The 20,903-nt window shown below is 59.5% G+C and carries 17 protein-coding genes; 14 read left to right on the top strand and 3 right to left on the bottom strand.

The features are described from left to right. The first annotated feature begins 161 nt into the window (after positions 1 to 161). From EII11_RS10120 to mtnN, 10 genes are all read left to right on the top strand, one after another. Positions 162 to 1,460, top strand: coding sequence for an ABC transporter substrate-binding protein (locus tag EII11_RS10120; RefSeq protein WP_124872385.1), 1,299 nt, complete (start codon positions 162 to 164; stop codon positions 1,458 to 1,460). A gap of 8 nt (positions 1,461 to 1,468) precedes the next feature. Next, entirely contained in the window at positions 1,469 to 2,503 is a 1,035-nt protein-coding gene (locus EII11_RS10115) for a carbohydrate ABC transporter permease (RefSeq protein ID WP_124872382.1), read from the top strand. Next, entirely contained in the window at positions 2,500 to 3,351 is an 852-nt protein-coding gene (locus EII11_RS10110; RefSeq protein WP_124872378.1) for a carbohydrate ABC transporter permease, read from the top strand. Before EII11_RS10115 ends, EII11_RS10110 begins: the two co-directional genes overlap by 4 nt. Beyond that, on the top strand, positions 3,348 to 4,874 hold the full coding sequence (locus EII11_RS10105; protein WP_124872375.1) for a glycoside hydrolase family 43 protein: 1,527 nt from the start codon (positions 3,348 to 3,350) through the stop codon (positions 4,872 to 4,874). The genes EII11_RS10110 and EII11_RS10105 overlap by 4 nt, the downstream gene beginning before the upstream one ends. 63 nt (positions 4,875 to 4,937) lie before the next feature. Further along, on the top strand, positions 4,938 to 7,346 hold the full coding sequence (locus tag EII11_RS10100; RefSeq protein WP_124872372.1) for a beta-glucosidase: 2,409 nt from the start codon (positions 4,938 to 4,940) through the stop codon (positions 7,344 to 7,346). 2 nt (positions 7,347 to 7,348) lie between these two features. Further along, positions 7,349 to 8,353, top strand: a complete 1,005-nt coding sequence (locus EII11_RS10095) for an acetylxylan esterase (protein WP_124872369.1) — start codon at positions 7,349 to 7,351, stop codon at positions 8,351 to 8,353. Between the two features lie 89 nt (positions 8,354 to 8,442). Then, positions 8,443 to 9,774, top strand: a complete 1,332-nt coding sequence (locus EII11_RS10090) for an MFS transporter (RefSeq protein WP_124872367.1) — start codon at positions 8,443 to 8,445, stop codon at positions 9,772 to 9,774. A 191-nt stretch (positions 9,775 to 9,965) separates the two neighbouring features. Continuing rightward, positions 9,966 to 11,444: an amino acid permease gene (locus EII11_RS10085; protein WP_124872365.1), complete on the top strand. Its 1,479-nt coding sequence runs from the start codon at positions 9,966 to 9,968 to the stop codon at positions 11,442 to 11,444. Positions 11,445 to 11,779: 335 nt separating this feature from the next. After that, positions 11,780 to 12,304, top strand: a complete 525-nt coding sequence (locus EII11_RS10080) for an S-ribosylhomocysteine lyase (RefSeq protein WP_124872407.1) — start codon at positions 11,780 to 11,782, stop codon at positions 12,302 to 12,304. Positions 12,305 to 12,476: 172 nt separating this feature from the next. After that, positions 12,477 to 13,229: a 5'-methylthioadenosine/S-adenosylhomocysteine nucleosidase gene (gene mtnN, locus EII11_RS10075; RefSeq protein ID WP_124872363.1), complete on the top strand. Its 753-nt coding sequence runs from the start codon at positions 12,477 to 12,479 to the stop codon at positions 13,227 to 13,229. A 67-nt stretch (positions 13,230 to 13,296) separates the two neighbouring features. Here mtnN and EII11_RS10070 read toward each other — a convergent pair whose 3' ends face one another. Then, a complete protein-coding gene (locus EII11_RS10070; RefSeq protein WP_124872361.1) occupies positions 13,297 to 14,118 on the bottom strand; it encodes a class F sortase in 822 nt (273 codons plus the stop codon). 256 nt (positions 14,119 to 14,374) lie between these two features. Here EII11_RS10070 and EII11_RS10065 point away from each other — a divergent pair, with 256 nt between their 5' ends. From EII11_RS10065 to EII11_RS10050, 4 genes are all read left to right on the top strand, one after another. After that, positions 14,375 to 16,762: a choice-of-anchor L domain-containing protein gene (locus EII11_RS10065; protein WP_124872358.1), complete on the top strand. Its 2,388-nt coding sequence runs from the start codon at positions 14,375 to 14,377 to the stop codon at positions 16,760 to 16,762. A gap of 30 nt (positions 16,763 to 16,792) precedes the next feature. After that, complete coding sequence (locus tag EII11_RS10060) at positions 16,793 to 17,470, top strand: hypothetical protein (RefSeq protein ID WP_124872355.1); 678 nt, start codon at positions 16,793 to 16,795, stop codon at positions 17,468 to 17,470. 95 nt (positions 17,471 to 17,565) lie between these two features. Continuing rightward, positions 17,566 to 18,099 carry a low molecular weight protein-tyrosine-phosphatase gene (locus tag EII11_RS10055; protein WP_124872352.1) on the top strand — a complete coding sequence of 178 codons (534 nt, stop codon included), beginning with the start codon at positions 17,566 to 17,568 and terminating at the stop codon, positions 18,097 to 18,099. A 219-nt stretch (positions 18,100 to 18,318) separates the two neighbouring features. Then, complete coding sequence (locus tag EII11_RS10050) at positions 18,319 to 19,266, top strand: hemagglutinin (protein ID WP_124872349.1); 948 nt, start codon at positions 18,319 to 18,321, stop codon at positions 19,264 to 19,266. 20 nt (positions 19,267 to 19,286) lie between these two features. On the opposite strand, the gene EII11_RS10045 is transcribed toward EII11_RS10050, so the two are convergent. Then, positions 19,287 to 20,021, bottom strand: a complete 735-nt coding sequence (locus EII11_RS10045; protein WP_240623147.1) for a TraX family protein — start codon at positions 20,019 to 20,021, stop codon at positions 19,287 to 19,289. A 217-nt stretch (positions 20,022 to 20,238) separates the two neighbouring features. After that, positions 20,239 to 20,796, bottom strand: a complete 558-nt coding sequence (locus tag EII11_RS10040; protein ID WP_124872344.1) for a phosphoribosyltransferase — start codon at positions 20,794 to 20,796, stop codon at positions 20,239 to 20,241. Positions 20,797 to 20,903 lie beyond the last annotated feature (107 nt).

Here is a 20,903-nt window from a genome sequence, read left to right as displayed (position 1 = left end):
GAAAATATTTCGCTGAAGAAAAGTCGGCACATCTTGACTATTTCGTTATAAATAGCGGTTGACAGCCTTTGGATAGTAGATAAACTAAATGGTATTCGGCTTGGGTTGCGAAAGATTTCGGTTAATAGTGACCGGAGCATCCACCGAAGGAGGTTTCAACGATGAGACGCAATACCCGCTACTTCACAGCAGCAGTCATCACTGCTGCCGCCCTTTCTCTCACCGCCTGCGCAAGTGGCGGAAGCAGTGATGCTGCAAGTGGTGCCACTGGTGACGTCGCAATGACCTTTTGGCATAACTCCACCACCGGAGACGGCAAAGCCTTCTGGGAACAAGCTGCCGCCGACTTCATGGCCGCCAACCCAGGGGTAAGCATTACCGTCCAACCCGTCCAGAACGAGGACCTGGATGGCAAACTCCAAACCGCCATGAACTCTGGAGACGCTCCATCAGCCTTCCTCGCTCGCGGCGGCGGCAAGCTCAAGGACATGGTTGAGGCTGGTCAGGTCATGGACATTACCGACCTCATCACAGACGAAACCAAGTCCGTCATTAGCGAAGCAGCCTTCAGCGCCTTGACCATTGACGACAAGGTCTACGGCATCCCCACCTCGGTCCTTCCCGGCGGCATCTACTACTCCAAGGACCTCTTCGCCCAGGCAGGAATCACCAGCACCCCCACCACCATGGAAGAACTCAGCGCCGCCGTTGATAAACTCAAGGCCGCCGGTATCCAACCCATCGCCCTTGGCGCCAAAGACGCCTGGCCAGCCGCCCACTGGTTCTACTTCTTCGCCCTGCGCGAATGCCCCCAGGACGTCTTTGTCACCGCCTCCGCTGAAGGCGACTTCTCCGACCCCTGCTGGCTCAAGGCAGGCGAAGACCTCCAAGGCTTCGCCGGAACTGAACCCTTCAACTCGGGCTTCCTCACCACCTCCGCCCAGCAGGGCGCAGGCTCCTCGGCAGGTTTGATTGCCAACCACCAGGCAGCTATGGAACTCATGGGCGCATGGAATGTTGGCGTCATCGCTGACCTCACCCCTGACAAGCAGCCCCTCGCAGACCTCGGCTGGTTCCCCTTCCCCGAAGTTAAAGGTGGAAAGGGCGATCCCAAGGCCATTATGGGCGGCCTTGACGCCTTCGCTTGTTCTGCCGACGCCCCCAAGGAATGCGCCGACTTCCTCAACTTCGTCGTCCAGACCAAGTACCAGGAACTCTACGCAGACGCCTTCGAAACCCTGCCCGCCAACACCGAAGCCCAAAGCGTCGTCAAACAGGATGCCCTGAAAGACATCCTCAACGCCTACAACGACGCCGCCTACGTCTCGGTCTGGCTCGACACCCTGCTTGGCCAAAATGTCGGCAACGCCCTCAATGTGGGTGTGGTCGACATGCTCGCTGGCAAGGGCAACGCCCAAGGCATCATTGATGCCGCCAACGCTGCAGCCGCGAAGGAGTAACAGCCACCATGAGCACGGTTCCCACTGCAGCCGATCACCGCGCAAATGAGCGCACAGATGATCGTGGAGCAGCCCAGGGAGCCGGGGCCGCGGGAAGCAGCACGCCTGCTTCCCGCGGCCGTAGCCGCAACAAGTCGGCGATCGGGAGGCAAGAACGCCTAGAGATCGCCCTCCTGTCAGGCCCGGCGATCCTCCTGTTCCTCACCTTTGTCATCTTCCCGGTCATCATGGCCGCCTACTACGGCTTCTTCAAATGGAAGGGCTTTGGTATCCCCACCAACTTTGTGGGCCTGAAAAACTACATCACCATCCTCACCGACCCCGAGTTCCACGCCGTCCTTGGCCACAACGCCATCATCCTCGTGGCCTCGCTCCTCCTTCAGGGGCCGATCGCCCTCCTCCTGGCCCTACTACTCAATAAAAAGATGCGCGGACAATCCCTCATCCGTGTCCTCATCTTCATCCCCTACGTCATCTCCGAGGTCATCGCCGGTACCGCCTGGTCCCTGCTCCTTCAAAGCCGAGGCGGCGTCAACCGCCTTCTCGAAGACGTGGGACTGGGAGCACTCACCGGCGACTGGATCGCTGACCCGCGCCTCGCCATGATCACCCTCATGGGCATCCTGACCTGGAAATACGTTGGCTTTGCCGTCATTATCTTCCTAGCGGGCATGCAGGGCATCCCCACCGAGCTCCTCGAAGCAGCCAAAGTTGACGGCGCCTCCTACTGGCAGATTCAACGCCGAATCACCCTGCCCCTCCTTGGCCCCACCATCCGCATGTGGGCCTTCCTCTCCATCATTGGCTCCCTCCAACTCTTCGACCTCGTCTACATCATCTGGGGCCAATACATCGCCTCCACAGCAGGAACCTCAACGATGGCGACCTACATGGTCGTCAACGGTCGACTGGCTGGCAACTACGGCTACGGCAACGCGGTGGCAGTGGTCGTCTTCCTCATCTCACTGGCAATCGCCCTCACCTACCAACGCTTCGTCCTACGCCGCGACACTGAAGGCGCACTCACAGGAGGCGGACAATGAGCACCCTCACCACCCCCAAGCGCGACAAAGCCCTCCCCTGGGGTAACCCCGGCATCTACGTCCTCGCCGCCTTCGTCATTATCGCCATCCTCTCGCCGGTGGCCTACGTGATCCTGGGAGGCTTTCGGACCAACGCCCAAATCACCGCCAACCCTGCAGGCCTGCCCAACCCCTGGGTCATAGAAAACTACACCGAGGTCGTGGCCAGCCCCATCTTCTGGCGCCAAGTCCTCAACTCCACCATCGCCGCTCTGAGCACCACCGTCGGCGTTGTCATCTTGGGCCTCATGGCCTCCTTCGTCATCGCCCGCTACCCCTTCAAAGGCCGCCAGGCCATGTACTCCCTTTTCGCAGCGGGCCTCATGTTCCCCATGACGGTAGCCATCACACCCCTGTATATCCTCATTAAAAGCCTGGGCCTGACCAATAACCTGCTTGGCGTCATCCTGCCCGGCATTGCCTTCGCCCTCCCCACCACCATCATCATCCTCGTACCCTTCCTGCGCACCATCCCCAAAGAACTCGAAGAAGCCTCCGCCCTCGACGGGTGCGGCCGCCTCGGATTCTTCTGGCGCGTCGTCCTGCCGCTCTCCGCACCGGGCGTCATCACCACTGGAATCCTCGCCTTCATCGGCAGTTGGAACGCCTACATGCTGCCCCTCTTCGTCCTCAGCGACGAAAGCATGTACACCCTGCCTCTAGGCGTGCAAGCCTTCGCCTCGCAATACTCCGTCGACACGGCGCGAGTCCTGGCCTTCACCTCCCTCTCCATGATCCCCGCCCTCGTTTTCTTCAGCCTCTTTGAACGGCGCATCGTGGGCGGCCTAACCGGAGCAGTAAAGGGATGACACTCGCCAACCCCATCCTTGCGGGCATGTACCCCGACCCCTCAGCCTGCCAGGTTGGGGACGTCACCTACATCGTCACCTCGACCTTCACCTGGCTGCCGGGCCTGCCCATCCACGCCAGCACCGACGGCGAACACTGGGAATGCGTCGGCTACGCCCAAACAGAATCAGGTGAACTTCACCTCGATCAGGCCGGAGAATCACAGGGCATCTTCGCCCCCACCCTGCGGCACATCAATGGGCGTTTCGTTCTTGTGTGCACCACCGTCGTAGGCGACACTCAACGCTCCTTCGTCATGACCGCCCCCCAAGCTCAAGGCCCGTGGTCGCCGCCCGTATTCCTTGAAGAAGCCGGTGGCATTGACCCCGACGTCTTTGAAGACGAGGACGGCACCGTGTGGTGGACGGGTACTCGCCTGGCCGCCGACCCCCTATGGGAACAGCAAACGGAGATCTGGACGCGCCCCGTTGATCTTGACGCCGGAGTATTCACCGGCGACGAGCACGTCATCTGGCATGGGGCGGTGCAAGGCGCCGTCTGGGCCGAAGCCCCCCACCTCTACAAGCGTGGCCAGTGGTACTACCTGCTCACCGCCGAAGGCGGCACCGCAGAGGAACACAGCGTGTCAGTGGCTCGCGCCAGGCAAGTGACCGGCCCGTGGCAGGGATGCCCACGCAACCCCATCTTCACGCACCGCAATTTCAGCCGCGAAGATGGCCACACCGAAATCCACAATATCGGGCACGCAGACCTATTCCAACGGCCCGACGGGTCATGGTGGGCGGTCATGCTGGGCGTGCGTTTACGAGGCAACCGCCACCTCCTTGGGCGAGAAACCTTCCTATGCCCGGTGGTGTGGGAAAACGACTGGCCGATTTTCGCCCCCGACACGGGGCGCCTGACTGTCACGCGAGCACAATCCCCCGAGAGAGTGAATATTGCGCTCGCGGATTTCTTGCCCCACTGCCTGCGGCCAGTGGGCGCCATGTGGGAAGAGGCCGAACGTGACTTCCGTGGCGTGCGCATGAATGAATGGCAGGCAAGTATCGCCATGGATGCTGGAGCGCTCGATCCGTCTGCTAGAACTGTGCGCGCTATTGGCATCGTCCAAGACGCGCACAACTGGGCGCGTATCACCCGCAGCGCGGATGACTACATTCTGGAACTATGCCGCGCAGGCACGGTAGAGCGCCTACCACTAGCAGACCCCGCGCCTGAGGTCACACCTCACCGTGTGCCTGACCTTCCTCCTGATCGTGCGACAGATTCGAGTGTCACCCCTACCGAAGCTGCGCCGGATACGCTCGCGTGGATCGCCCTTGATGACCTCGTCCTGCGAGCAGGCATCGGGCCGACGGAGAACGCAGGCTACGCCTACAGCACCGACGCCCAATGGCTCTCCACCGAAATCGCAGGAGGCTTCACAGGCTGCCTCCTTGGCGTATGGGGCCTCAATAACGCCCATGCAAGCTCCCAGATGTGCCTCCACGGCGCAGACCTCCCCCTATCACCGCACCACTAGCCTTCACAGCACAGACCGGAACGCTTCGACCTCAGCACCTCAGCGCACAAAGGAGTGCACACCATGAAACCCTGGCACGACACCCACCTCAGCCCCTCAGAGCGCGCCCACGCCCTGTGCGACACCATGAGCCGGGAAGAAAAAATCCACCAACTTGGCTCCTTCTGGGAACGATCCGACGGTGAAGCCCCGGCCCCCGAACCGCGACCCGACACCACCCCCGGCGAAAGAGAGGCAGAGCGGGAGGCCATCCACGAGGTCGCTCCCATGGAGAATGCCTTCGCTCAAGAAGCCCTCTCCTGGGAGGACGCAAGCGCTCTGGGCCTTGGACAACTCACCCGTATTTTCGGCACCGAACCCGTTAGCGTCGCCGAAGGCGTTGCCACACTCATTGCCCGCCAAAGAGAGGTGCAGGAACGCTCACCCCAGGGCATCCCCGCCCTCGCCCACGAAGAGTGCCTCACCGGTTTCACCGCACTGGGCGCCACCGTCTACCCAGCAGCCATTGCCTGGGGCGCCACCTGGAATCCTGAACTCATTGAGGACATGGCCACCGCCATTGGTGAGGACCTCAAGGCCGTGGGCATCCACCAAGGGCTCTCCCCCCTGCTTGATGTTGTGCGCGACTACCGGTGGGGGCGCGTGGAAGAAACCTGTGGTGAGGACCCCTACCTGGTAGGAACCCTGGGCACCGCCTACGTCCGGGGCCTGCAGAAGGCAGGCATTATCGCCACCCTCAAACACTTCGTCGCCTACCCGGCCTCGCGTGCTGGCCGTAACCACGCACCCGTCTCAATGGGACGCCGAGAACTTGAAGACGTCATGCTACCCCCCTTTGAAATGGCCGTGCGTGAAGGTGGCGTCCACTCCGTCATGAACTCCTACTCAGACATTGACGGCGAACCGGCCGGAGCCTCCCGCTTCCTCCTCACTGAAGTCTTACGTGAACGCTGGGGCTTTGAGGGCACCGTCGTCTCCGACTACTGGGCAGTGACATTCCTGCAGAAGATGCACCGCATTGCCGCATCCCCCGCCCACGCTGCGGCCCTGGCTTTGCGGGCAGGTCTGGACGTGGAACTGCCTGAAACCACCTGCTTCCACCTCATCGGCGAAGCCCTTGAAGAAGGCCTGCTCACCGAGGATGAACTCAACCAAGCGGTGGTCCGCATCCTCACCCACAAGGCCCAACAGGGACTACTCGACGAAGGATGGTCACCCGAGGAACACGCCGACCCCACACGCGACCTCGACAGTCCTGGAAACCGGGCGATCGCTAGAAAAATGGCGGAAGAATCCATTGTGCTGCTCTCCAACGACGGCATCTTGCCCCTGACACCCAGCACCCGCCTGAGTGTTATTGGCCCCACCTGGGGTGAAGCCCGCGCCTTCATGGGGTGCTACTCCTTCCCCAACCACGTCCTGGCCAAGCATCCTGACCACGGGCTGGGGCTGCCCATCCCCACCCTGCAAGAGGCTCTCAACAGTGCTTTGAGCACCGCACCCGCCTACGTCCAAGGCGTGGGCTTCATGGATGGCCCCGACGTAGACATCAGTGCAGGTATCGCCCAAGCCGTTGACACCGCACGCAACAGCGACGTTGCCCTGCTGACCGTGGGCGACATTGCCGGCATGTTCGGCGGGGGGACCTCCGGTGAAGGCTGCGACGTCGTGGACCTTTCCCTCCCCGGACGCCAAGGGGAACTCATTGAGGCCGTCCTCGCCACCGGTACCCCCACCATCTTGCTACTTGTCACCGGACGCCCCTACGCGGTGGGCGCCTACGCTGACCGTTGCGCCGCGATCATTCAAGCCTTCATGCCTGGCGTCGAGGGCGGGGCAGCATTGGCTGACGTCCTCACCGGCGCAGTAAACCCCTCGGGACGCCTGCCTATTGCCCTGCCCGACGGCAAGGGCGGACAACCCGGCACCTACCTGGCCCCACCCCTGGCGTGGGAATCCGAGGGCATCTCCAACCTTGACCCGCGCCCACGCTTCCCCTTCGGAGCAGGCATTTCCTACACGAACTTCACCCTGAGCGATCCGCAGCTTTCCGAATCAGAGATCAGTGTCGATGGCGAGGTGACCTACTCGGTGACGGTCACCAACACCGGAGAGCGCGACGGCCACACCGTCATCCAGCTTTACTATGAGGATCCCATCGCGGAGGTTGTCCGCCCCCTTAAGCAACTTATCGGCTACCACAAGATCGCCCTCGCTGCCGGGCAAAGCGCGCGCCTGAACTTCGCCGTCAGCGCTGACTTCTTCTCTTTTACCGGCAGGGACTATCAACGCATTGTTGAACCCGGCGAGATCCTTCTCAGCGCCGGCCACTCTAGCGAGGAACGCCTGCCCGGCCTCATCCTTCACCTCACAGGACAGCGGCGTATTGTCGCAGAAGGACGGCGCATGATCTGTCGGGTCGAAGTCGAAAAGGATAGCCTCCCAACAAAGACCACGCAGGTAGGGGAGTAACTATGCAGTGGATTGATAAGCCTTTGGATGAGCTGCAACACTACACGGGCAGCACCACAGAACCCCCCGACTTTGATGAGTTCTGGCAGCGAACCCTACGCGAGCACCCCTTTGATCCCGCCAGCGTGGTCGCTGAACGCGTGCGCACGCCACTGACCACCGTGGACGTGTGGGACGTGACCTTCGGCGGTTTTGCCAATGACCCCATCCGCGCCTGGCTCCTTACCCCCGCAGGGGCTAGCGGCCCCCTCCCGACCATCATCCAATTCAACGGCTACGGGGGAGGGCGAGGCCTGCCGGTCGATCACCTGGAGTGGGCAAGCGCAGGATACGCCCACCTCTTCATGGACACGCGAGGCCAAGGCGCAGGCTGGGGAAGCGGGGGAGACACCCTCGACCCGCACGGCACCGGCCCAGCGTTCAACGGCGTCATGACCAAAGGTATCGATTCTGCAGACACCTACTACTACCGCAGGTGCTACGTTGATGCTCACCACGCTGTTGAGGCCGCCACGCACCTGCCCTGCGTAGATTCTGCTCGCCTGATTGTTCACGGCATCAGCCAAGGTGGGGGCCTGGCTATTGCCGCAGCGGCGTTGAATCCTCGCGTATGGGCAGCCATGCCAGACGTACCCTTCCTCTGTGATTTCCCGCGCGCGGTGGGGCTCACCGGCGCTCTCCCCTACGACGAGATCACGCAGTATTTGAAGGTCTACCGCAGTCGAGCCGCCCGCGTATTCACCGTCCTGTCCTACTTTGATGGCGTGAACCTGGCCAGGCGCGCCCGCGTGCCCGCCCTGTTTTCTACCGCTTTGATGGATGAGATTTGTCCGCCCTCAAGCGTGTTCGCCGCATATAACCGGTGGGGTCAAACATCTGGACAAGCAGTTGAGCGTGACATTCGGGTCTACACCTTCAACGGTCACGAAGGCGGTGAGCGCTATCAGTGGCAGGCGCAAACTGAGTGGCTTGCGGGGCTACTCAGCGACGGGACATCAAGCGTGTAACAGGAAGTAGAGGCCCCGTTGACTAGGCACTAGACTCGTGACAATGTGCCGTCTTCCTATCCCCATCACGCACTCACCGGAGGCATCCCATGACTGATGGACAGACACAGGGATTTGCTGTCTACCGCCAGCTTCTCAGGATGCCTCACGCTGCCCGTGTGACTGTGGGTGGTGTCATCGCCCAAGCCCCCGCTCCACTGGTGGGGATGGGGGTGCTGCTGGCGGTGCGCGCCCAATACGATTCCTTCACTATTGCGGGCACAGCATCAGCCGCCACAGCGGTCTGCTTCGCCGTAACCAGCCCCATTATTGGGCGGCTCATTGACCGCTACGGACAAAGGCGTGTCGGTGTTCCTCTTATTGGCGTGTGGTGCGCGGCAATCATTCACCTGTGCGTGGCCCTGTGGCTCCACGCACCTGTGTGGGTGATTATTGTGGCTTCAGGTACTGCGGGTTTGGCCGTGCCTTTCGGGTCGATGATGCGTGCCCGCTGGAATCTTGCTCTGAGGGACGAACCCGCACGCATGAACTCCGCTTTGTCGATGATCTCGGTCGCTGAAGAACTCATGTGGACGGTTGGCACGCCCCTTGCCACGGTCATTTCCACACTCTATTCCCCCTTCCTCAGTATCGGATTGGGGGCACTGTGCCTCATGAGCGGCGGGTGGGCAGTACTGGGCACACGCGCCTACGAACCCGTGCCCAATCTGGAAGCTGCGGCAATCTCCATGTCGGAAAACGAGGGCGTGCAGCGTGCCCCAGACCCCGCCCAATCAAAAGCCGGTGCAGGGACTCAAACTGGCACGGCGGCCTCGTCTGTTGGAAGGAAGGAGACACTCCTTTCCCCCGCGGTGGTGGCACTGCTGGTCATCCTCATTGGCTACGGAGCCTTCCAATCCACCATCGGCCTATCCGTCATCGCATTTTCTGAAGAGCTCAACCAAAAGACCTGGTCGGGCGCGGTGCTCGCCTGTTTTTCAGCTGGAGCAATGTTTGGCGCCCTCTTCTACGGGGCGCGAACCTGGCAATCGGCCCTCTGGAAACGCTTCTACGGGTTTCTTATCCTCTTGGCTTGCGGATGTTCGGCGCTGCTTCTGGCAACCTCTATGCCGATGGCGGCCGTCCTCATGCTGCTCGCCGGTGCTGCTCACGCGCCAACAGTGGTCAATATCAACCAACTGCTGATGCGCATTGCACCAGCCTCGCGCCTGACTGAAGGCATGGCACTCATGGGAGCAATGTGGGTGATTGGGCAGTCCGTCTCCAATGTTGTCACCGGGCAAATGATTGACAATTTCGGCTCTCAGGGCGGTTTCAGCACCACCATTGCTTTCGCTGTCCTCGCCATGCTGATTGCTCTTGTAGCCTTGCGTTCAATTCGGGCCGCTATTCAACCGGCACACGCTCCTCACACTCCGTGATGCCCGATGTGGGTTAGACCATGAAAACCAGGATAAAAAATGCCTCTGACCTGCTGAAATAAGGTTCTTTAGAAGAGGGATTGTCTCGCATAGTGTGCAGAAAAACTGCATACGGCTGACGATCCTAAGCTAGGGGCGTTTAATACGACAGGTACAAAAACCTCAACCTTTTCAGCGAAAGAAGACCGGTCATGAGCGAGACACCCACTGCAGTAGGCACCCACGCCGACGCAGAGGAGAAGGGCCTGAAGCGCCGCCTGGGCACCCGCCACCTCAACATGATCGCCATTGGCGGCGCCATCGGTACCGGCCTGCTTGTCGCCACAGGTGGCTCCATCAGCACCGCAGGCCCCGGCGGAGCGCTCCTCGCCTACGGCGCCATCGGCATTATGGTCTTCCTGCTCATGCAATCCCTGGGCGAAATGTCCACCTGGCTGCCCACCGCAGGATCCTTTGAAACCTGGGCCACCCGCTGGGTATCCCCCTCCTTCGGATTTGCTACCGGCTGGAACTACTGGTTCAACTGGGCCATCACCCTGGCAGCCGAACTTGTCGCAGTCGCCCTCGTCATGCGCTACTGGCTCCCCGACGTTCCCTCATGGGTGTGGTCAGCAATCTTCCTCACCATCCTCTTCGTCGCCAATGCCTTCACCGTGCGAGGCTTTGGTGAAAGCGAATTCGCCTTCGCCCTGGTCAAGGTCGTTGCCGTCGTCGTCTTCCTTGCCGTCGGCGTCCTCATGATTTTCGGCATCATCGCAGGCCCCGCCCCCGGCTTCACCAACTGGACAGCAGGGGAAGGCCCCTTCGTCAACGGCTTCTTCGGCACCTTCTCCATCATGATGATCGCCGGCTTCTCCTTCCAAGGCACCGAATTACTGGCCGTCGCAGCCGGCGAAGCCGACAAGCCCGAGGTCACCATTCCTCGCGCTGTACGAACCGTTTTCTTCCGCATCACCCTGTTCTACATCGGTGCGATCATCGTGATCGGCTTCCTCCTGCCCTACACCGACCCCCACCTGCTGGCCTCAGAGATTGAGGACGTTGCCGTCTCACCCTTCACCCTCATCTTTGAAAAGGCGGGCATCCTGGGTGCAGCCTCGGTCATGAACGCCGTTATCCTGACCGCTATCTTGTCGGCAGGAAACTCGGGCCTGTACGCCTCTTCGCGCATGCTCTACGCCATGGCCCTTTCCGGCAAGGCTCCCAAGATTTTCGCCCGCGTCAACAAGCGAGGCGTCCCCATGCCCGCCGTCATTGCCACCACCGCTGTGGGAGCTTTCGCCTTCCTCACCTCCCTGATTGGAGACGGAGCCGCCTACATTTGGCTCATCACCGTCTCGGGTCTGGCAGGCTTCATCGTCTGGGCGGGCATTGCCTGGAGCCACTACCGCTTCCGTAAAGCCTTCATCCTGCAAGGCCATGACGTCTCCGAACTTCCCTTCAGATCAAAGTTCTTCCCCCTGGGCCCCATCGTTGCCTTCCTGATGGTGGTCGTTGTCATCGCTGGCCAGAACCTCGACATTTACGCGGGAATCCTTGACTGGCAAACGGTCCTGTCCACTTACATCGGCCTGATCGCCTTCCTGGCCCTGTGGGCGGGACACAAGATCGTCACCAAGGCTCCGGCCGTGGACCTGGCAACGGCTGACCTGTCACGCACCGACGACTAAGCCGCATTCTGCCTGTACAGTCTTCTGGCTGTGCAGCCTCCTACCTGTGCGGCCTCCTGGCTGTGCAGTCTCCTACCTGTGCAGCCTCCTGCCTGTGCGCGGGTGCTCTCAGAGGGCCTCGCCGCAGTTGTTGCATTGCGTGACACTTGTTGCAAGATGGAGCACCTATAGCTCTCACAAAACGCAACAAGTGTCACGCAACTGCGGGCTACGTCCTCGCCAATCTTCACGAGGTGAAGCAGGCGGATGGGCGGCCCTCTCAGGGCACCGTGATGCGTGGACAGGCAGGCCACCTGACGGCTAACAGCCGTAGAATCGGCAGTATGACTGAACGCATGAATGTCGAGTCCTTCAACCTCGATCACCGCTATGTCCGCGCCCCCTACGTCCGCGTTGCCGACCGCAAGACCCTGCCCGGTGGCGACGTCCTAGTCAAGTACGACGTGCGCTTCACCCAGCCCAACGTGGACCACCTCGAAATGGACGCCGTCCACTCCATCGAGCACCTCACCGCCGAGCTCATGCGTAACCACACCGACAAGCTCATCGACTTTGGCCCCATGGGCTGCCAGACCGGCTTCTACGCCATGCTCCTCGGAGTCGAAACCGACGACTTCTTGCCCCTCCTTGAAGCCTCCTTCCGCGACGTCCTCGCCGCCACTGACGTGCCTGCCGCCAACGAGATCCAATGCGGTTGGGGCGCCAACCACTCCCTGGAGGCCGCCAAGGCTGCTGTTGCCGCCTTCCTTGACAAGCGCGACGAGTGGGAAGACGTCATGGACGAGGCCGCCGCCCAAGAAGCAGCCGAGTCCCTGCCCGTTGCGCCTTCGGGTGGCTGCGGCTGCAACTGTCAGCACTGAAAGTCGTTGCCTGCGCACCCCGGTGCGCAGGCACGCCGCTGTTGACGTTCCTCTGTCGCGCAGGTCCTTGCTGTCGCGCTTGCGCCATGTGAATACCTGACATTCGGGTGTTTCGCATCCTTGCTGCCACAGACCCCCTTTCGCCTCCTGACCTCTCACCAATGGAGTTCCTATGCTCACCCTCCCCGCCCTGCCTGAGCGCACCGCCGTCGACGCCGTCATTCAATGCGCAATGGACATGGAGGCTGCCCCCTTCATGGAGGCCCTCATCCCTGTTGATGGCGCCTCTGAGGTGCAGATTCTTCGCGTCGGCGATGAGGACCTGCACCAGCAGACCTTCGCCCTGGGCACCCTCGCCGGGAAGAGCGTCCTCGTCGTGACCTCCGGTATTGGCCTGGTTAATGCGGCGAATGCTACCTCTCGTGCGCTCAGCCTGGTTGACCCTGAACTGTTTATTGCTGCAGGAACTATTGGTGGCCTGCATGTCGACATCAACGTCGGAGAGATCACCGGTGGCACTACCGCGATCTACAACGATGCTGATGTCACCGTTTTCGGCTACGAAATGGGGCAGATCCCCAGGATGCCGGTTGATTACCGCACGCACCCCACCACCGTCGCCAAGCTCGACCACCTGCGTGAAGTCAGCCCTCATCCGGTGATGGTGGGCCGGATTGTCTCGGGTGATTCCTTTGCCTCCGAACAGGTCGTGCCCGGTATCCGTTCGCGTTTCCCCGATGCGATCGGCACCGACATGGAAACGGTTGCTTCCGCTCAGGTTTGCTATGGCATGGGCGTGGATTGGGTGTGCTTGCGCGCCGTGTCTGACCTGTGTGGTGCGGGTTCAGATGAGGCCTTCCACATGAATGGCGAGGACGCCGCCCGCCACTCCTACGATGCGGTTGTTGCCTTCTTGGGGATCTGAGGAGGGTATGAGCCACGGAGCTCCCGAGTCCGTAGGACTCGGGAGCTCTTGTTGTTCTGCTCGACACTCACTCCGATTCGGTGGCCTCTGCAGATCGGCTGGCATCAGTGAGGTGGTCGGAGAGCGGAGGCTGTTTGGGGTAGTGCTCGGTGATGAGGTCGGCGTAGTAGATCATGCGGCCAAGGGGGTTGCCATGCTCATCCCAGTCTGAGCAGACAACCATGGCAAACATCGGGGAATTTCCCTCGTCGTAGACGATGGAGGACTCGGGGTCGTAGTTCTCCACGAGAATATGTGCGTTGTCACGGTAAACGTAGCAGGCGTTATTTCCATTGCTGTCTTCGACCTTGATAATGTCACCGCGTGACCATAAGCCATTATTGAGTTCATTTCCGAGGGCGGTGCCGGTGAAGTAGGTGTGGCTGGTGAGGACCGCTTTTCCTTGAGTGGATCCAAGTTTGGGGCCCTCATTGAACCATCCAACGGTATATCCCTCAGAGATGGGAGGAGCTCCGGCGGCGTCGCTTTCGTCGCGACTCAGAGACATCATGGTCAAAGCGCGTGTGTCGCGAACCATCGTGAAACGTGTGGGGTCGAGAATCTCTTGTGGGGTGAGGTTGCAGCCAGCAGCTTTAGCGGCCTCAAGGATGTCTTCGGGGGATGCGCTCTGAGGAGGGTCACCAGCATTGCTTTGGGCAGATTGACGGGATGCGGCGGTGAGTGGAGAGTCGGCGTCCTGTCCCCGATAGAAGTAGGCCAGTACTGCAATAACAAGTGCCGAAATGGCGATAATGGCAATTCCGATGATGAGTGAATGTTTGTGAGAGGTAGCCGCTTGAGGCTTTTCTGATGCAGTGGAGAATTCGGGGTGTGTATTAGTTTCAGTCATTGTGCTAAGTCTCTGCTCATGGGATACAGGAGTCTCTGGAGGCTATTTCTATCACGCAGCTTCCCCTTACGTCCTTGATTTGGAGTGAGTGTATCGGTCTTGGGGTATGAAGAAGTATGTATGCTCGGATTTGACTAATATTGGGGATTATTTTGTCGAAAGAGTGCGAAAAATAGGTTTTCAAACTTGAGAGATATGTGCCGAGATCGGATAGATTTGTTGTGCAACTGTGCATTTTCGATCCCAAAGGTGAGCAATGATTGCAAAAAAGCTAGCTGCATTCGTCAGCGGTATTGCAGTTGTGCTGTCGGCGTCACTTGTCCCCGCACACGCAGCTGACCCATTGGACAGTATTACAGTCCAGCTTAACGCGCCTATCGGCGTGCCCGTCCTTGCAGAGGCGATTGGAGAAGGCAAGAACGTTCTGGCAAAACCGGGAAATGCTCCATCGCAAACTCTCGAACTGCCGCGAGGTGACTACATACTCAACGCCCCCGCTGTTCTCTGGGCAGGTAAGCGTTATACCCTCACCACCCCTGAGCTGACAAAAATCAGCAAAGACGCTACATCCGTCGAACTGACATGGGCGCTCGCAGAAGGGGTTCAAGACGTTGAGGTCACCACTCTCAGCGACACTGAAGTCAGCCTGGCGTGGACGGGAGGACAAGGAAACATCCAAGTACGGCGCCAAGAAGGTGAGATTGCGCCCACAAGTACCGATCAAGGTGTGAGCGTAACTGTCGGAAATGGGGTTGCCTCCGATTCTGGGCTTACCCCCGGCACCACTTACGCCTATACGCTCTTCCAGGATGGACAGGCCGCATACTCGCTCATTCTCGGCACTTCTGACGAAAACGCCGAGATGAGCATGGCATTCGTGCGCGACTACGCGTCGACCTTCCTCACCGCAACGCCTGCCTGGGAAGCGCTCAACGACAACCTCGTCGTCCAGTGGCCAGTGGACTTGCGACTACCCCTGCTTGGCGCCGGCGTTGTCGTCCCCGTCTCTGACGACCTTCCGGGTGGTTTCGTTGGAACCGTTGCATCAATCTCCCCTGACGGCTCACAGGTCGAGTTGGTGGCCGGTGGCTACTCTGATGCCCTCGCATTCCTCAACCTGGAATCCAGGGACTACCCTGTAGTTGAGGACACCCCCAACCTCACGCCTGACAAGCCGAAAGATCGGGATCCGGAGGACCATGGGGGGAGTGAAACGATCTTCCCGACGCCACGAAAAAAGCCGACAAAGCTGCCGAACACGGGGAGCAACCCGATACTGAGCTGTTTCGAGCCAGGTGGGGAAGTATCCGTTGATTTTCAGCCCGAAGTAAAGCCTGTTGCGCACTTTAACCACAAGCTGGACAAGTACAAGTGGATGTTCCCCACTGAAATCCAGATCGATACCTACGTGGCCCTCACTGCGACAGGTCGCGCGGATGTTGCCGTCAAGGCCTCCGGTACATGTGCGCCCGAAGCCCTGAAGAAGGTGACAAAGAGCTTCCTCATCGCCGGCGTCCCCACCATGCTCGTCTTCGAACCCACTGCAGAGGTTAAGGTTGAGGGCAACTACACGGCTCAAAACGTCGGTGTGACAGCAACCACCGGTTTCGATGCCAAACTCAGAATCGGCGCCGACGGCAACCATCTCGACGTCAAGAGGATCAATGAAAGCACCTCCCTCACCCCCACTCACAGTGGAGGCGGTTCCTTAACTGTCAAACTTGGTGGCTCCCTCACTTTTGGTCCCGGCGTTGGTAATTCCAACGTCGGCGCTGTCGCAGGAATCTCCGGTGAAGTCGCTCTGTTGAAGGCCGAGGCAAAGTTCACTGTTGCTGCGCCTGAAAAGGGCTTGAAGGCATGTGCCACAGTGGGAGCTTCGGCAGAAGCAGCACTGAAGTTGACCGCTAAGGCATGGTTCACTTTCTTGAATGCTGAAGCTTCATGGGAGCTCCTCAAGGGAAGCGTTGCTCTAGGTGGCCCGTGGAGTTTTCCTGCCGGTTGCGAAACCCCTGACGTATCGAATGATGTGCTCGGTGACGGTGTGAGCAAAGATACCGCTGAGACCACAGGCTCATCGGAACAGTGGGGCCGTGTTGAAGGCTTCGTGCCCGGCCAGGAAACCTGGGTGTTGAGTACCGGGCGTATCAAGGACGCCGTAGGCTCTCCTTCCTCCGTTGCCAGCACCGAACTGAACCTTCCTGGGGACCCTGAACTGAGTGCTTACGCAGGACATCCTACTCACGATGCAGTGAGTTACAAGGTCACAGTCATCCCAACGGGATCTACGCTAAAGGTTCGGTATGCCTTCGCTAGTGAAGAGTACCCCGAGTATGTTGGCTCAATATTCAATGATGTTATGCAGATTTCCGTCAATGGAAAGAACTGCGCATTCGTACCCGGAACAAACACCCCTGTCTCTGTCAACACAATCAATGCTGTGTCGAACGCGCAATACTTTATTGACAATCAGGGTGGTCAGGCCGGATACGGGACATCAATGGATGGCATCACTGTTCCACTCACTTGCTCGGTTCCAGTTACTCCCGGTCAGAAAGCAACGGTTGTTATCAAACTCGCCGACACCAGTGACGGCGTCCTTGATTCTGCCATCGCTTTGCTTGACCGCGGTATCTGGTCCGAGTAAGACCTCTGAAGCAACGAGGAAACGCAGACGATGTCCTGGGATCAGGCGCTCTACCTTGTTGTGATTGCTGTTGTCGTTGTTGTCGGAGCTCAATGGCTCCGACAGCAACGACGCGCCTACGAAAGCATGCGTCTCAAGTGGGCACAATCGCGAGGGTGGACGTATCACGGGGATGTTGACTCCTCACTCACGGACGCATACAACTTCCGGCCTTTTACTGACAGCAAGAAAGGCCAGAATATTTGGGTCACGTCAGGAAACCATAGGGGATTCCCCTTCACGCTTGGTGTCTTTCAATACAACGCACGACGTGGGGACGCGAATACACTCTTCCAACACCCCTGGGCGTGGATTGAATGCCCCCTCAACTGGGAGAATATCGTCATTGTGATTCCACGTGACACTCACGATGTTCGCTGGCGGTCGGCCCTCAACTGCGGACAGCTCGCCAAGGTATTCTCTCCCTTGTCCCAAGTCCTGTCTGCCGCACCTGGCTTCACCTTCTTCATTGATTCTGGGCGCTTGGGGATGGTATCAACGGAGTACCGTGAGGATCAGTCGGGTGCAGTTCATCAGGCGGTTGATCGAGCGGTAGAGCGCCTGGGTGGGACTGTCGTTGATAATGGTCATATTTATTACGACTATGAACAGCTCATGATGGACATGCTTAACGTTCTTACCTCTGCTCGCATGCTCATCGAGAAATAGCATCTTGCCTCGTACTCCGCCTGCCGGAAAGAATCATCGCCAACCACTGTCGGATCGTGAGGGGTAGCTACGGCTAGTAGCCCATAATATTCAGTATGACCTTCCGTATCCTCATGGTGTGCACCGGCAATATTTGCCGCTCCACAATGGCTCATCAAGTCCTCCAGCAGGCCCTCACTGACCTGCGTCGTGACGGAGAAAACCTGGATGTCGTCGTTGACTCGGCTGGAGTGTCCAACGAAGAGCAGGGTAACCCCATTGACCGCCGCGCCGCCCGAGTCTTGCGTGACGCCGGCTACACCGTTCACCCGCACAGCGCCCGCCAAATTCGCCCCCACGAGGTCGGAGACTGGGACCTGATTCTTGCGATGACCGGCCACCACCGCTCCAACCTGGTTCGCCTCGCTGACATGGCGGGAGTGGAGCGCCTCGAAAACGGTGAAGTTGGCGACCGCTCCACCGTGGATATTCGCATGTTCCGATCTTTCGACCCGCACTCTAGTGCCGGTGACATGGACGTACCCGACCCCTGGTACGGCGGGCATGAGGATTTCCTTGACACCCTGGATGTTGTTGAACGAGCAACACCGCAGATTATCGACCATATTCGCCAGGCACTGAACCGCTAACACTCCTGCTACCAACCTGCGCCGATGAGTAATAATCAGTCGGGCTACTCGCCTCGTCCTCGCCCCCGCTCCGCTGGTGCCCAGCGAAGCGGGGGCCACGCGCAGCGCCCTCCATCGGAGCCAACGCAGGTACAGCAGGGGCACACGCGTCAGAGTCCGGCACAACGGACGCAAAGACCACAAAGGCAAGGAGCTCAGCAGCATGAGGCTCAGGAACACATGACTCAGCGTCGCGCTGCCCACTACCACTCGGCTCAACGCCAGAGTGCACAGAGTCGCCCTCGACAAACACGGCGGCGGCCTCGTCAATCGACACCCGCACGAGGCTGCGTCGTCTTCTTCGGCGTCATCGTGGTGGGACTGCTCCTCGTGTGGGCCTTAGTCGCCATCCTTATCGCACTCCTAGGCTCACGCCCAGCCGCCGACTACAGCACGCCCCACCCTGAAGGCGACTCCGGCCCGCAGACCCCCACCCTCAGCTATGCCGGATTTGACCCGGGCACCATCATCTCCGACGCCGACTTTTACAATACCGCGGCCATGAGCCGCGACGACATTGCCAGCTTTATCACCACCTGGAACGCAGGGTGCACCCCCGGTGACACCCCCTGCCTAGCCGACTGGCAGGCCGAGGCTGACGCCTCCTTCCCCGAGGACGATTTTTGCTGGGCCATGAACCTGCCCCAGGGGGCCAGTGCCGCCGACCTCATCTACGCAGCCGCCCAAGCCTGCGAAATCAACCCGCAGGTGCTGCTCGTCGTCCTCCAAAAAGAGCAGGGACTCATTACTGCCTCTGGCTCCGGGCTTGCTCCCTACCGCTACGCCTCGGCTATGGGATACTCCTGTCCTGACGGGGCCGAATGTGACGCCAACTACGCGGGGCTCACCAAACAGGTGTATTACGCGGCCCGCCAATTCCAGATGTACCGGATCATTCCTCACCGCTACACCTTCCAAGCGGGTGCCAGTGCCCCCGTGTCCTACCATCCTTCTGGTCAATGCGGTGCTGACACTGTTGCCATCACCAACCAGGCCACCGCCAACCTTTACAACTACACGCCCTACCAACCCAACGCGGCTGCACTTGCCGGACAGGGGGACGAATGCTCCGCCTGGGGCAACCTCAACTTCTACGCCTACTGGAATGCGTGGTTTGGTGGGAGCTGACCCGGGGTAGGGCGCGCGGCCTAGCGGATGAACAGGTAACTAAGGATCATCAGCACCCACAGATGCAGAGGATAGAAAACGTAGAACATCCACTTCGCGAAAGCCGAGTTTGAGCCACGCTGGCCGTTATAGAACGCAAGCGGGATCAACACCGTTACCAGAGCAAAAGAGTTATTGAAAGTCAGTGACTGCCACAGGGTAGCCACTTGCTCTGTGGAGAAGTAGGAGTAGAGCTCGGAGGCAAACAACAGGCCCGCCCACGCTGCAATTGCTGAGTAGATCGCGCCAATGCGGCCGCGAAGGAAAAAGAAGATCAGGAACACTGGCAGCATGGGGATTCCGCCTTCTGCGACGAGCGTCAACAGGAAGAGCGGCGCGAGAGCAAGAATCCAGAGCCCGCGTTGAAGGCCTGAGGACAGTGAAATGCGCTCAAAGACCTGCATCATTGTGAAGAAGAGTGCCAGAGTGAAGAAGATATTGTGCCCCTGAAGCAACGAGTACACACTCATCTGCCCCGTCGTAAGGTCAACTTTATTGAAGGCGTAATTGATGAGCATATTCCCTGCGAGCATCAGCAGGGCACCCACCCACAGTCGAATGGCGTACGCCCTGCGATTACGCGTGAGGAAGAAGCCTTCGACAATGAAGAAGACAAATAATGGGGCAACAAACCGGGTGGTTAAACCCGTCCAGGAAGGCAGTACCTGAAGGTAGCTATGAATATGGTCGACAAGCATGAACACCAGGGCAAGCACCTTCAACCAAAAAGCGTTGATGCCAGAAGAAGCGCGTGTAGTTAACTCAGACCTGCTTCAAGGCTAATGAATCTGAAAGGCTGAAAATCCCCGAAATGACCCCGAAAGTCCCCGTAATCACCCCCAGCGTGAAGTGGGGGAAACGGTGCCCCCCTGACTGCGAAAGCAGTCAGGGGGGCACAGCCCAGGACAGTAAAATGCTCAGGAAGTAAAGTACTCAGGCAGTAATCACCGGCAGGGTTGACCAGGGGAAATTAATCCACTTGTCAGTCACGCGCCACACATAGTCCGGGTGAATGATCGAGCGAGGCTTTTCGTAGATGACGGCGCTGCGAGCCTCAACGCGCACAGTCGTTTCACCATCCAGGGACAGGCCATGCTCTGCGATCAGGTCCATGACCATCTTCAGGGTCTTACCCGAATCCGCCACGTCATCAACCACAAGGACGCGCTTGCCGTCCATTGCCGACACGTCCATCAGGGGTGGGAGCAACACAGGTTCTTCAAGGGTCTCTCCAACACCGGTGTAGAACTCGACATTCATCGTGCCGATTGCCTTGACACCCATCGCGTAGGAGATCGCACCCGCGGGCACCAGGCCGCCTCGTGCGATCGCGATAATGAGGTCGGGAACCCAGCCTGACTCGACAATGCTGGTTGTCAGCTCACGCGAAGCGTCACCAAAGCCCTGCCAGGTCAAGGTTTCACGGTCGGGCTGCTGGTCTGCGGGCAGGCCATCGGGGGTGGTTGCGCCATCATCAAATGCAGTGGTCACGAGTGCTCCTGGGAGGGTCTCACGATCGGGTAGGTGCTTCTATCGTAGTGCGCCCCGGCGGATGCTCCCATCCCCGAGGGTCCCAAGCTGTTCGACAAGTCCCCAAG

Origin of the sequence: Schaalia canis, assembly GCF_003858455.1 — a bacterium.
In the GTDB taxonomy this organism is placed as follows: domain Bacteria; phylum Actinomycetota; class Actinomycetes; order Actinomycetales; family Actinomycetaceae; genus Pauljensenia; species Pauljensenia canis.
The sequence above is the reverse complement of the archived record's forward strand: the minus strand, read 5'-3'. Positions and strand labels throughout refer to the sequence as shown.